Source organism: Streptomyces sp. AB3(2024) (genome assembly GCF_041862025.1).
Lineage (GTDB): Bacteria > Actinomycetota > Actinomycetes > Streptomycetales > Streptomycetaceae > Streptomyces.
Genome location: NZ_JBGWAB010000038.1, coordinates 1 through 12,117, shown reverse-complemented (window position 1 = coordinate 12,117; position 12,117 = coordinate 1). Strand labels below are relative to the sequence as shown.

At 70.4% G+C, this 12,117-nt stretch carries 14 protein-coding genes, 1 tRNA gene and 3 pseudogenes; 10 read left to right on the top strand and 8 right to left on the bottom strand.

The genetic code is table 11. The annotated features are described in order from the left end of the window. Both ACEPPI_RS17350 and ACEPPI_RS17345 read left to right on the top strand, forming a co-directional pair. Positions 1–1,176, top strand: coding sequence for a TfuA-like protein (locus ACEPPI_RS17350; protein WP_373916122.1), 1,176 nt, complete (start codon positions 1–3; stop codon positions 1,174–1,176). A gap of 258 nt (positions 1,177–1,434) precedes the next feature. After that, positions 1,435–1,508, top strand: a tRNA-Met gene (locus ACEPPI_RS17345). Between the two features lie 148 nt (positions 1,509–1,656). Here the strand turns inward: ACEPPI_RS17345 and ACEPPI_RS17340 are convergent. The 4 genes and pseudogenes from ACEPPI_RS17340 to ACEPPI_RS17325 all read right to left on the bottom strand — a co-directional run bounded on the left by ACEPPI_RS17340 (position 1,657) and on the right by ACEPPI_RS17325 (position 5,069). After that, on the bottom strand, positions 1,657–2,040 hold the full coding sequence (locus ACEPPI_RS17340) for a restriction endonuclease (RefSeq protein ID WP_373916157.1): 384 nt from the start codon (positions 2,038–2,040) through the stop codon (positions 1,657–1,659). A gap of 336 nt (positions 2,041–2,376) precedes the next feature. Beyond that, positions 2,377–3,344, bottom strand: a pseudogene (locus ACEPPI_RS17335) (MFS transporter). A gap of 97 nt (positions 3,345–3,441) precedes the next feature. Then, entirely contained in the window at positions 3,442–4,812 is a 1,371-nt protein-coding gene (locus tag ACEPPI_RS17330) for an NAD(P)-binding domain-containing protein (protein WP_373916121.1), read from the bottom strand. Positions 4,813–4,862: 50 nt separating this feature from the next. Continuing rightward, positions 4,863–5,069 carry a hypothetical protein gene (locus tag ACEPPI_RS17325; RefSeq protein ID WP_373916120.1) on the bottom strand — a complete coding sequence of 69 codons (207 nt, stop codon included), beginning with the start codon at positions 5,067–5,069 and terminating at the stop codon, positions 4,863–4,865. A 106-nt stretch (positions 5,070–5,175) separates the two neighbouring features. On the opposite strand from ACEPPI_RS17325, the pseudogene ACEPPI_RS17320 reads away from it, so the two are divergent. From ACEPPI_RS17320 to ACEPPI_RS17310, 3 genes and pseudogenes are all read left to right on the top strand, one after another. Next, positions 5,176–6,062, top strand: a pseudogene (locus tag ACEPPI_RS17320) (FAD-dependent oxidoreductase). Between the two features lie 24 nt (positions 6,063–6,086). Further along, positions 6,087–6,455: a helix-turn-helix transcriptional regulator gene (locus tag ACEPPI_RS17315; RefSeq protein WP_030724816.1), complete on the top strand. Its 369-nt coding sequence runs from the start codon at positions 6,087–6,089 to the stop codon at positions 6,453–6,455. Beyond that, positions 6,452–6,946 (top strand): N-acetyltransferase family protein, encoded by a 495-nt coding sequence (locus tag ACEPPI_RS17310; RefSeq protein WP_373916118.1) that lies wholly within the window; start codon positions 6,452–6,454, stop codon positions 6,944–6,946. Before ACEPPI_RS17315 ends, ACEPPI_RS17310 begins: the two co-directional genes overlap by 4 nt. A 61-nt stretch (positions 6,947–7,007) precedes the next feature. Here ACEPPI_RS17310 and merB read toward each other — a convergent pair whose 3' ends face one another. From merB to ACEPPI_RS17290, 4 genes are read right to left on the bottom strand one after another with little or no spacing between them, the layout of a single operon-like run. Beyond that, the gene (gene merB, locus ACEPPI_RS17305) at positions 7,008–7,340 is read right to left on the bottom strand and encodes an organomercurial lyase (protein WP_373916117.1); all 333 of its coding nucleotides are present in this window, start codon (positions 7,338–7,340) and stop codon (positions 7,008–7,010) included. Next, entirely contained in the window at positions 7,337–8,401 is a 1,065-nt protein-coding gene (locus ACEPPI_RS17300) for an ArsO family NAD(P)H-dependent flavin-containing monooxygenase (protein ID WP_373916116.1), read from the bottom strand. The genes merB and ACEPPI_RS17300 overlap by 4 nt, the downstream gene beginning before the upstream one ends. Then, positions 8,398–9,174 (bottom strand): aquaporin, encoded by a 777-nt coding sequence (locus ACEPPI_RS17295; protein WP_373916115.1) that lies wholly within the window; start codon positions 9,172–9,174, stop codon positions 8,398–8,400. The genes ACEPPI_RS17300 and ACEPPI_RS17295 overlap by 4 nt, the downstream gene beginning before the upstream one ends. Before the next feature lie 40 nt (positions 9,175–9,214). Beyond that, positions 9,215–9,529, bottom strand: coding sequence for a helix-turn-helix transcriptional regulator (locus tag ACEPPI_RS17290; protein WP_007267709.1), 315 nt, complete (start codon positions 9,527–9,529; stop codon positions 9,215–9,217). 76 nt (positions 9,530–9,605) lie between these two features. Between ACEPPI_RS17290 and ACEPPI_RS17285 the strand changes: the two genes are divergently transcribed. From ACEPPI_RS17285 to ACEPPI_RS17265, 5 genes and pseudogenes are all read left to right on the top strand, one after another. Further along, the gene (locus ACEPPI_RS17285) at positions 9,606–10,235 is read left to right on the top strand and encodes a low molecular weight phosphatase family protein (protein WP_373916114.1); all 630 of its coding nucleotides are present in this window, start codon (positions 9,606–9,608) and stop codon (positions 10,233–10,235) included. A 47-nt stretch (positions 10,236–10,282) separates the two neighbouring features. Next, a complete protein-coding gene (locus tag ACEPPI_RS17280) occupies positions 10,283–10,702 on the top strand; it encodes an arsenate reductase ArsC (RefSeq protein WP_373916113.1) in 420 nt (139 codons plus the stop codon). A gap of 11 nt (positions 10,703–10,713) precedes the next feature. After that, positions 10,714–10,887, top strand: a pseudogene (locus ACEPPI_RS17275) (FAD-dependent oxidoreductase); the annotation flags it as partial. A 95-nt stretch (positions 10,888–10,982) separates the two neighbouring features. Then, a complete protein-coding gene (locus ACEPPI_RS17270; RefSeq protein ID WP_373916112.1) occupies positions 10,983–11,141 on the top strand; it encodes a hypothetical protein in 159 nt (52 codons plus the stop codon). A gap of 107 nt (positions 11,142–11,248) precedes the next feature. After that, complete coding sequence (locus ACEPPI_RS17265; RefSeq protein WP_373916111.1) at positions 11,249–11,932, top strand: DDE-type integrase/transposase/recombinase; 684 nt, start codon at positions 11,249–11,251, stop codon at positions 11,930–11,932. The last annotated feature ends 185 nt before the right edge of the window (positions 11,933–12,117 follow it).

The window sequence follows — 12,117 nt, the reverse complement described above, 5'->3', positions numbered from 1 at the left end:
ATGAGAACCACCATATTCACCGGGCCGTCCCTGTCGCCGGGCGAGGCACGGGCCCTTCTGCCGCAGGCGCACGTCCTTCCCCCCGCGAAACGCGGCGACGTCTACCGGGCCAGAGAAAGCGGAAGCTCCCGGATCCTCATCATCGACGGATCGTTTTCGCAGGTGCTCCCGGTGTCACCGCGAGAGGTCGTCGAGGTGGCTCGCGACGGCGCTCAGATCGTCGGGGCGTCCAGCATGGGGGCCATACGGGCCGCGGAATGCTGGCCCGTCGGCGTCCACGGTGTCGGAGCCGTCTACAGGATGTACCGGTCCGGCCTCTTCGATTCGGACGACCCCGTGGTGGTCGCGACAGATCCCGACGACGACCACGCGGCGGTGAGCGTCGCCCTGGTCAACATCCGTGCGGCGATCAGAAAGCTCTACGGTCTCAAGCTGATCACCCGGTCCCGGGGTGTGGAGCTTCACCGGGTCGCCACCGAATCGTACTATCCCGACCGGGTCTGGCGGCTTCTGTTCAAGAAGGCCGGGATCGACGACCCGAGCGGCGTGATAGGTGAAGTCGCAGCCTCCGTCGACATCAAGAGGGTGGACGCACTGAGGGCTGTTCGCTTTCTTTCGCTCCTGCCCGACGGGGCACCTGCCGATGGAAACGACCGCCGATTCAGCCAAGGGCCGCGATACGCCTCGCACGACCCGCTTCTCGGCCACAGCCGTGAAGAACTCGATCTGTCACTCCCTCCGTTCATCTTCGGAACCGGCCGGTATCAGAAATACATCCGGTTCCTGCTGGCCGGACAGCTCGATTTCGCAGGACTGAACACCGGGATCGATTCGAAGCTGTCCCGAAATCCCTCAGTCGAGCCGGCTCTCGCGCGCCTCTTCCTGGACATTCCGTCGCTGTCCGCAAACCTGATGGACAAGATTCATCATTTCAGGCAGTTCGAGACGGAAGTGATGCTGTGGCATGCGGTTCACCGGCTGAAGGATCACAAGACGAGCAGCACGGAGGTGACACCTCCGCATGAGACCAGGGTCAGGGACTCGGTAGCGAAGGCCCACGGCTATGACAACTGGGACGCGCTGACGGCCGACTTGCGTGACGACGCTCTGCCCAGCGGGGTCCCCCTCGGCTGGATCGAGGATTCCTGTCACGACTTGGCTCTCGCCCGGTCCTGACACCCCCGGAACCGCCGAGCGGGGCTCCTTCAACCCGGCCGGCCCCTCCGGGCAGCCCGGGTACCAGGAGGACCCGTGCCCCTGCACATCGCCTACGGCGACCCGTCCGCCCTCCGCGCCCGCTGCGACATCGCCACCGTCCGGACCACCCGCCCCGGACCCTGATTGCCCGTACAAGCCGCGAGCGCTCGCGACAGCACGTCGGGCAGGAAACCTGGCGAAACCCAGGCCAAAAGTGCCGTATGGTGGAGGCATCGCCGCGGGGTGGAGCAGCTCGGTAGCTCGCTGGGCTCATAACCCAGAGGTCGCAGGTTCAAATCCTGTCCCCGCTACTGCTCAGAAGGGCCCGGATCCCGTACAGGATCCGGGCCCTTCTGCTGTACACGGCGCCGGCATTCTCCGGTACGCGCTACGCCCTTCATGCCCCCTGCCTTCCGAGCACGGCAGGCGGAACGCAAGCAGCGCTACCCGTACGTGTTCTTACGCAGGGCGCGGTGTCGGCGGTCTCCCTGGCCGGCGCCGTTCACCGCTGTGAGCGACGGGAGCGCCGCTCCGTTGGTTCCAGAGGCCGAGGTGATCACGATGGACGGCCACGACACCGTTTTGCACGGCGCAGCGTTCGGCGGGGCCGCTGAAGTACGTGGTGGTGACGAAGACGGCGGCCTCGGCTTTGAAGTGCACCTGCGAGCCAAGGAGGTTGCGGACCTCTCCGTTGGAGATCTTCCGTTTCGGGTGGTAGCGCTTGCACTGGATCACCATGGTCCGGCCGTCGGGCAGACGTCCGCGTACGTCGGCGCCGTCGTCACCCGTGCGGCCGACCCGGCGGACTTCCGTACATCCGTCCCGCCTGCAGAGTTCGGCCACGAAGTCCGCCGACAGCCCCAAGCAGCAACAGTCCGGCCAGGTATGGCCGGATGGCCGACCAAAACGTCAGGAGCAGCGCCAAGACGACGACGCCGGCCCATACGCCCCCCTTGAGCCGAGCCTCCCGACGCTTCCGTGATGCCGACCGGCGCCTCTTGCGTACCGCCACCCAGTACCTCCCCGTCTCCGATCAGCAGTCTGGGCAAGGCGACGCGTGTCAGTAAGGGCGCCCGTCGGCCATGGCTCGATCCCTGCGGGCTGCCCACCAAACGGGACCGGGCACGTGCTCAACGACGACCCGGTGTCCCCGCGGCCGAGGCCGAGGAGCGCTGGAGGTCATCCGCCGCTCGGGCCGTTGCCCGGACGAGTCCCGAATGCTGTGACAGCAGCAGTGATCGACAGTGCGGCGAGCAGTGCGAACAGTGCGGGGTATCCGCCGAGGGGGCCGGCCAGGACTGCGCCAGCGAAGGGGGCGAGGGCGGCTGCGGCGTGTGCGGGTGCGCCGAGGAGGCCGGAGAGCCGACCGTAGTGGGTGCTGCCCCAGCGGTCGGTGACGGCGGTGGCCTGGAGCAGGGTGAGGTTGCCGCGTATCACGCCGGCGAGGACGGATACGGCGATGATCAGCGCGAAGGGGCCGGCCACGGTGGCGAGGGCGGCGGTGGTGAGGGCGCCGAGGGCGATCAGGGTGACGGTGCGGGCGGTGACGCCGAGGTGGCGGGCGAGGGTCGCGTACAGGGTGCGGCCGAGGGTCTGGCCGGCGGCCACGGGGCTTTCAGCGCGATCGCGTGGGCCGGGACGGTCAGGGCCGCGAGGATGCCTGCGAGGACTACGTAGGTGCCGCGCCAGGACATGTGGTCGGCGAGGATCGCCGTCAGGGGGGCGAAGACGGTGGAGGCGAGTCCGCCGGCGAGGGTGACGATCGTGAGCGCGCGGATGTGGTCGGGGCCCCACCAGCGGGTGAGGGCGGCGAAGGCGGGCTGGTAGAGGGTGGCGGCCATCGCCGCTCCGGCGAGCAGCCATCCCGCGAAGAAGACGGCCAGGTTGGGGGCCGCGGCTGTTACCAGCAGGCTCAGCGAACCCAGGACGGAGCCGGTGGTCATGACGGTGCGGGGGCCGCGGTGGTCCAGGACGCGTCCGACGTAGATCCCGACTATGGCGGAGACGACGAGGGCGGCGGAGAACGCCGCGGTGGTCGCGCCCGCGCTCCAGCCGGTGTCGGCGGTGATGGCCGGGTTGAGGACGATGAAGGCGTAGTAGACGATGCCCCAGCTGGTGATCTGGGTGAGGCAGAGGGCGGGCAGCACGGCGCGGGGGGGGGGGGCGGGCCCCCCCCCCCCCCCCCCCCCCCCCCCCCCCCCCCCCCCCCCCCCCCCCCCCCCGCCGCTTTGAAGATCGCTCACCTCAGCAGCCGCTAGCGGAAGCGGCAGTGGGAGCGGCGCCGATGGTGAGGGTGGCCGGGGCCGCGCAGCACCCGCCACCGGTCTCCTCCGCGGCTGCGGGCTCGTCGAAGAGGCCCGCGCCGCCGCACACCCCGGTCTCGGGGAGGGTGAGTTCGACGCGTTCGGCCGCTTCCTGGTCGCCTGCGAGGTGGGCGGCGATGGAGCGGACCTGCTCGTAGCCGGTCATGGCGAGGAAGGTGGGGGCGCGGCCGTAGGACTTCATGCCGACGAGGTAGACGTCCTTCTCCGGGTGGGACAACTCGTTCACGCCGTGCGGGTAAACGGTGCCGCAGGAGTGCTGGTTCGGGTCGATCAGCGGAGCCAACTCGACCGGCGCCTGGAGGCGCTCGTCGAGGCCGAGGCGCAGCTCCCCCAGGAAGGACAGGTCGGGGCGGAAGCCGGTCAGGACGATGACCTCGTCCACCGGGCCCAGGCGACGGCCGTCCTCGCCCACCAGGGCGACGCGACCGTCTTCGGTCTTCTCGATGGCGTCGGTGCGGAAACCGGTGACCGCGTCGGCGTGACCGCCGTCGACCGCTGCCTTGGCCGCCAGGCCGAGGGCGCCGCGGGCTGGCAGCTGGTCGGCCTCGCCGCCGCCGAAGGTCGATCCGGAGATCCCTCGGCGCAGGATCCACGTGGCGTGCGTTCCATGGCCGTCGTCGGACTTGGCGAGATCGGCGAGGTAGGCGAGGGCGGTGAAGGCTGAGGCGCCGGAGCCGATGACCGCGGTGCGCTTCCCGGCGTAGCGGGCGCGGACGGCGGGGTCCTTCAGGTCCGGGACGCGGTAGGTGATGCGGGTGGCGGCGGCCTTCTCGCCGAGGGCGGCGAGTCCGCTGCCGCCTGCGGGGCTGGGGGTGGACCAGGTTCCGGAGGCGTCGATGACGGCGCGGGCGAAGAGGCGGTGCTCGTGGCCGTCGGCGTTCTCGTAGTGGACGACGAAGGGCTGGGAGTCGCGGTCGGCGTCGACGATGCGGTCACGGCCGGTGCGGGAGACGCCGGTGACGCGTGCTCCGTAGCGGACCTGCTCGCCGAGTACGTCGGCCAGCGGCTGGAGGTAGCGCTCTGCCCAGTCACCCCCGGAGGGGTAGGTGTCCTCGGCCGGCTTGACCCATCCGGTCGGGGCCAGGAGCTTCTCGGCGGCCGGGTCGACGAGCTCGCCCCAGCGGGAGAACAACCGCACGTGAGCCCACTCGCGCACGGCGGCCCCGGCGAGCGGGCCGGCTTCCAGGACGAGGGGCGTGATGCCGCGGTCGAGGAGGTGGGCGGCGGCCGCGAGTCCGGCGGGGCCGGCCCCGATGACGACGACGGGCAGCTCGGTGGTGGTCTCGCTCATGGCATGTCTCCGGGTCTTCGTGCAGGCGGGCGGGTGGGGACTTCGGATGGTCAGCAGCAGCCAGCGCCGGTGGCGACGGCTTCGCGCTTGGCCTGCGGGAAGCAACAGGCTCCGGCCGCCTCCGCGCCCTCGCTGGTGCCGCAGCAGGGTGAGGACTTGACGGGCGCCACCTCGGCGGCGGGTACGGGGGCGGTGCCGCAACAGGAGCCCGTCGTCGCGGCGCGGTTCGGGCCGGTGGGGCTGATCGGCTCGTTCATGACGACCCCCTTGTGTTTCGAAGTCTGTCTATGGCTTGTGTGATCAGCATGACACCTGTATCGATAGGCGTCAACATAGACATTCATCTAATTATTTGAGGCTGTCGTGGACCACGCGGAAGCCGTCGTCATCGGGGGCGGGCAGTCGGGGCTGGCCACCACACATGCGCTGGTCAGGGCAGGGCTGAAGCCGGTGGCGCTGGAGGCGTCGGACCGAGCGGCGGGTCGTGGCCGCGCTACTGCGACAGCCTGACCCTGTTCTCCCCGGCTCGGTTCAGCGCGCTGCCTGGCATGCCGTTCGGCGGGGATCCGGACCGCTACCCGCACCGGGACGAGGTCGTCGCCCACCCGACCGCGTACGCCGCCCGCCCACAGGCCGACATCCGCAGCCCGACCCCGTTCGCCGGGCAGCGTGTGGTGGTGGTCGGGGCGGGGAACTCCGCGGCGCAGATCGCCGCCGAGCTCGCCCTCGACAGCCGCACGAGCCTGGCCACGCGGGCGCCGGTGAAGTTCGCCCGGCAGCACCTGCTGGGCAAGGACCTGCACTTCCGGCTCACCCGCACCGGCCTGGACACCGCCGCGCTGGGCCGCGTACTGAGGGCTCCGCCCGCCTCGCCGGTCCTGGACGACGGCCGCCACCGCGCGGCCCTCACCGCCGGCGCCCCCGACCGGCGCCCGATGTTCACGCGGCCCACCGACGACCGGGTCACATGGGCCGATGGCACCACGGAGCGGCTGGACTCGCCGATCCTCGCCACTGGCTACCGCCCCCACCTGCCCTACCTCGCCGGACTCGACGGCGCCCTCGACCCGGCCGGGCTCCCCCGCCACCGCGGCGGGTCCTCTCCCGCCCATCCGGGCCTGGCGTTCGTCGGGCTGGAGTGGCGGCGCAGCCTGTCCTCGAACACGCTGCGCGGGGTCGGCCGGGATGCCGCCCGGGCGGCCCGCCGTCTGGCCGCCCACCTGGCCCGCAGCTGCCCCCTACCCTCTTAGTTCGACGTATGTCAACATAGACATATGTCGAATGTGAAGGTTCTGCCGCTGCTGGAGCCCGACGTCGTCGCGGCCTGCTGCCCGCCGCTGAACGAGCGCCCGATGTCGGCCGAGGAGGCCGAGGTCGCGGCGAAGATGTTCAAGGCTCTCGGTGACCCCGTGCGGCTGCGCCTGTTCTCCGCTGTCGCCTCCCACGAGGGCGGGGAGGCGTGCGTGTGCGACATCTCCGACGTCGGCGTCTCCCAGCCCACCGTCTCCCACCACCTGAAGAAGCTCAAGGAGGCCGGCCTGCTGTCCTCCGAACGCCGCGGTACATGGGTCTACTACCGGGTCGAGCCGTCCGTGCTCGCCGCCATGGGCGCGCTGCTGGCCGGCGCCGCGAAGACGGCGTGACCGCGGTGCGCATCGAGGCGCTGCTTGCCGCGCACGCCGAACAGGTGCTGGGCATCTACCAGTCGGGGATCGACGAGGGCAACGCGACCTTCGAGACGCAGGCCCCCGACTGGGCCGCGTTCGACAAGGCCAAGCTGCCTGGCCACCGTTTCGTCGCCCACGACGACGGCCGGGTGTTGGGCTGGGTCGCGGCGAGTGCCGTCTCGGACCGGTGCGCGTACGCAGGCGTGGTCGAGCACTCCCTCTACGTCCACCCCGCCGCGCGCGGCCGCGGCGTCGCCCGTGCCCTGCTGGATGCACTCATCGCCTCTACCGAGACCGCGGGCATCTGGACCATCCAGTCCGGGATCTTCCCCGAGAACACCGCCAGCCTCGCCGTCCACGCACGTGCCGGGTTCCGCATCATCGGCACACGTGAGCGCATCGGCCGCCACCACGGGGCGTGGCGTGACGTGGTGTTGCTGGAGCGCCGCAGTCCACAGATTGTCTGACGCCGCCGGTCCGACCGCCGACGTCAGTCACCGTTGTACAAGGTGAGTTCGCGCCGAATGGTCAGCCGTCCTGGAGGAGCGGGCCGAAGGTCTGCTGCCCGATCTGGGTGGCGCGGGCCTGGCCGACGATCTCACCGCGCACCTCGGGGTGCGCCAGCTGCCATTGCTCGGCCGAGGACTGGCCGGCGAAGAAGTTGAGGGCGTCGCAGCACACCGTGACGGCCGGGCCTCCACCTTCGCGACGCCCGACGAATACGTCCGCCGCGGCAGGCTCCCAGATTGCCGCGCCGTTGCTGAAGGTGACCGTCACCGGCTGGCCGTCGACGGTGTAGGTCTCGATGCGTTCACCCCAAGCGCGGCTCCCAGGCCGTTTGACCGGGGAGCCCGTCTTCATGGTCGAAGGAGCTCGGCGATCTCGCGGGCGACATCGCGGGCGGGGCGGCCGACGCCGATGAGGGTGGCGGATGCCGGGCCGGTCCAGTCGCCGTAGCCGAGCAGGTGCAGGCGCGGTTCGTCCGCGGCGCGGGTGCCGACGGTGGCGATGTGTCCGCGGGTGCCCCGCAGGCGCAGGGAGGCGATGGGCGCGAGGGCGGGGCGGAAGCCGGTGCACCAGATGACCGTGTCCGCCTCGGCCCGGGTGCCGTCGGCCCACTCGACCCCGGTCACCGTGAGGCGAGTGAACATCGGCTTCGCCGTCAGCAGGCCGGCGTCACGGGCGGCGCGGACTGGCGGCACGGCGACGATGTCTCCGAGGGAGGCGACACCGCCGGCGTCGATACGGCCTTCGTCCAGGGCGCGGCGGCGGGCAGTCGCGTGGTCGAAGAGGGCTCGGCCGTCGATGTCGTCTGCCAGGTAGCGGGGCGGGCGCTGCGTGACCCACGTGAGCTCGGCCGTACCCGTACCGGCGAGGTCGGCGGCGATCTGGGCACCCGAGTTGCCGCCGCCGACGACGACCACCCGCTGCCCGGTGAAGTCGGACGGGCTGCGGTACTGAACGGTGTGCAGCTGGCGTCCCTGATACTCGCGCCGCCCGGGTACCGCGGGCAGGAAGGGGCGGGTCCAGGTGCCGGTGGCGCTGATGACCGCACGCGCGATCCAGGATCCGGAGTCCGTCTCGACCCGCAGGACGGGGCCGTCACGGTGCACGCTGTCGACCCACGTGCCCCGCTGGACAGGGAGGGCGTACCGCTTCTCGTAATCCGCGAGGTAGTCGACCACGTGCCCGGCGTCCGGGTAGAGCTCGCCCAGCTGAGACGGCATGAGCCGCCCGGGCAGGGAAGAGTACTGGGCCGGGGAGAACAGGCGCAGGGATTTCCAGTTGTGCTGCCAGGCTCCCCCGGGCGCCGCTTGGGCGTCGAGGATGACGTGCTCGATGCCCAGGCGGCGCAGGTGGTAGCCGGCGGCGAGCCCGGACTGGCCGCCGCCGATCACCACCACGTCCGTGCGCTGCGTCATGCCGCAGGCGTTCCGTTGTCCGTCTTGCCGCGCATGAAGATGACGGCCACGAGCGCCAAGCCCACCACGGCGCCCGCGAGCTGCATGCCGATGAAGCCGGGCACCGAGGCCGGGGCGATGCCCGCGAAGGTGTCGGTGAAGGCGCGGCCGATGGTGACGGCCGGGTTGGCGAAGGAGGTGGAGGAGGTGAACCAGTAGGCGGCGCCGATGTAGGAGGCGACGGCGACGGGTGCGAAGCGGAGGCGGTCGGTGCGGGCCAGGCCGAAGATCAGCAGGATCAGACCGGTGGTCGCCACGACCTCGCCCAGCAGCAGGTTCCCAGCGGAGCGGTCGTGAGTGGACCACTTGACCAGCGGCTCGCCGAACATCGCGTCCGCCAGGACAGCGCCCGCGATCGCGCCGGCGATCTGCGAGGGCACGTAGACAGCGAGCTCGCGGGCGGTGACGCCGGCGCCGCCGCGGCGGGCAGTCCACCATTCGGCCAGGGTGACCACCGGGTTGAAGTGGGCGCCGGAGACCGGGCCGAGGAGCGCGATGAGGACGCCGAGCCCGAAGACGGTGGCGGTGGAGTTGGCCAGGAGCTGGAGGGCCACGTCCTGGGTGAGTTTCGTGGCCTGGATGCCCGAACCGACGACGACCGCGACGAGCGCTGCGGTGCCGACCAGCTCGGCGGCGGCGCGGGCGATCAGCAGGGTGCGGGGTGGGGTGGCGCCGGGTGCGGGCTGGGGCTCGTCGGCAGGTATCGGGGTGCCGACGGGCTGCGTGGCGGTCAAGGCGGGTTCTCCTCGGGCAGGTGAGGCAAAGCGCGGAAGGCTACGGGCAGGACCGCTTGAGGTTCGCTTCTGCGGTGGCTCGCGCGGTCTGTGCGAGGTCGGCGAACTGACCGGCGAGGGCTTCGATGACTTCCGGGCGCAGGCGGTAGTAGATGTACCGGCCGCATGGCTCCGTATCCACGACCCCCGCCTCCCGCAGCACCTTCATGTGGTTGGAGAGGTTCGTCTGCTTCGCGCCCGTCTCCTCCACGAGGTGGGTGGTGCAGAGGGTCTCGCGGGCGAGGAGGGTCACGATCCGGAGCCTGAGCGGGTCGGCCAGAACCCGGATCAGATCAGTGTCGACTGACGTCATCATGGACTGATACTGTCACATCAGTTGGGGCTGACACCAGCCCGAGCTGATCTTATTGGCTCCTTTGAACGGGATCGCCATGCCCTCGCCTTCCTCGCCTCTCCTGCCAGATGAACGGCTGGCCGCCGGGGCCGCCCGTCTCGCCACCCGATACGCCGGCCACTTCGCGCCGGCAACCGTGCTGGGCTTGCTCGCCGACTCCTACACGCTTCTTGCCGAACAGGCACGGATCCGTACGCACCTTGTCGTGCTGGCGGAACGGCTGACCGCCGACCGTCTCGACGCTCTCGCCCACACCCAGGGGCTGACGAGCGGGCCGACCCGGGTGCTGTTCGTGTGCAGCCACAACGCAGGCCGCTCCCAGATGGCCGCCGCCCTCCTGGCCCACCGGGCAGGCGAGCGCGTCACCGTCTCCTCCGCAGGCACCCACCCCGCAGGCGAGGTGGCGCCGCACATCGCCCAAGCCCTCACCGAAACTGGCGTGGACCTGGCCGACGCCTACCCCAGGCCGCTGACCGAAGAGGTCGTCCAGGCCGCCGACATCGTGATCACGATGGGCTGCGGCGACGCCTGCCCCGCCATGCCCGGCCGCCGCTACCTCGACTGGCCCGTCGCCGACCCCGACGGGGCGCCGATCGCCGTCGTCCGTGACATCCGCGACGCCATCGACGCCCGCATCACCGAGCTGCTCACCCAGCTCACCCCCTGAAGCCCCACAGATCCCCGTCGCAGTCGCCTCACCCCAAGGAAGAACAGATGTCCTCCGCTCCTGCCGCCTCCGTCCTGTTCGTCTGCATCCACAACGCGGGCCGCTCCCAGATGGCGGCCGGGTTCCTGCGCCACCTCGCGGGCGACCGCGTCGAGGTCCGCTCCGCCGGCTCCGTGCCCGGCGAGCAGATCAACCCCTCCGCCGTGGCCGCCATGGCCGAGCTGGGCATCGACATCTCCGACCAGAAGCCGAAGGTCCTCACCCCCGAGGCCGCCCAGGCGTCCGACTACATCATCACCATGGGCTGCGGCGACGCCTGCCCGTACTTCCCCGGCAAGACCTACCTCGACTGGCAGCTCGAGGACCCGGCCGGCCAAGGCGTCGAGGCCGTCCGTCCCATCCGTGACGAGATCAAGGGCCTCATCGAGGGCCTCATCGCCGAGATCGACGCCAAGCCGAAGGCCTGAGGCGCACGGACGTGACCGAGACGAACCCGACCGATGACGTACGCGACGTCATCGTCATAGGCTCCGGCCCCGCCGGATACACCGCCGCCCTCTACACCGCCCGCGCACAGCTGAAGCCGCTGCTGTTCGGCAGCTCCATCTTCGTCGGCGGCTCCCTCACCACCACCACCGAGGTTGAACCGTTCTGACTTCTCTGCCGCTCCGTTGTGAGCTATCAGAGAGGATGGGTCTCGTGCCCAAGAAGATCGACGCAGCCCTTCGTAGCCAGGCCGTGAGGCTGGTGACAGAGCATCGTGCGGAGCACTCCTCCGAGCGCGCACTGCACATCCAGGTCGCTGATTCCCTTGGCGTCTCCCGGGAGTCGGTGCGGCGCTGGGTGATGCAGTACGAGATCGACGCCGGCCAGGTCGCGGGCGTGAACACGGACGAGCGGGAGTAACTGCGCAGACTGCGGGCGGAGAACAAGCGCCTGCGAGAGGTCAACGAGGTACTGAAGTCCGCGACGATTTTCTTCGCGGGGGAGCTCGACCCCCGAAACCGCTGATCGTGGCGTTCGCCGATCAGATGCGGGCCACCGGGTATGCCGTCGAGTCGATCCTCACCGCCCTGAAACATGCAGGGCTGAAGATCGCGGCACGAACCCTGAGGGCCTGGTGTGCCCCAGCCGGCCCGTCCAATGTGGCCGCGGCCCGAACCGTGACCGACGCCCTGGTCGAAGATGCTGTCCGCCGGCTGGCCTTCACTACCAACACGGCCGGTGAGCGTGCGCTGGCTCCCGAAGGGCTTTATGGCCGGCGCAAAATGCTGGCTCTCATCCGCCGCACTCTCCTGCCCGAGGCCGGGTTCGGCGCCGTCGACCGCGCCATGCGCTCACTCGACCTCAACGGCGCGGTCCGCGGGCGAAGACCGAGAACCACGATCCCCAACCCCGCCGACGCGCGGGCCCCGGACCTGCTGGACCGCGACTTCACGGCCCCGGCACCGAACCGGAAATGGATCACCGACTTCACCTACGTCCGCACGTATCAGTCGTTCACCTACGTCGCGTTCATCGTCGACTGCTTCTCCCAGAAGATCGTGAGCTGGCACGCCTCGGTCAAGCGGGACGTGGAGCTGGTCGACGTGCCTTTGCGGATGGCCTTGTGGCGTCGCACCCACGAGGGCAACCCCGTGGGACGCGGCCAGCTCATTCACCACTCGGATGCCGGGTCGCAAGGCGGATTCAACTGATCGTCGCAACACCTCGTGATCAGCGAGGTGTGGGATGGTGCGTCGTCAGCAGGCAGCCGATCGGGCGACTCGAACGAAGTTGAGGTCTCCGGGGCATCCGAAATTTCAGCGTCATATCGAAGCGGCGTTCTGGGACGAAATCGCCAGGGGACTGCTCCCGGAGGAAGCGGCCGGGGTTGTCGGCG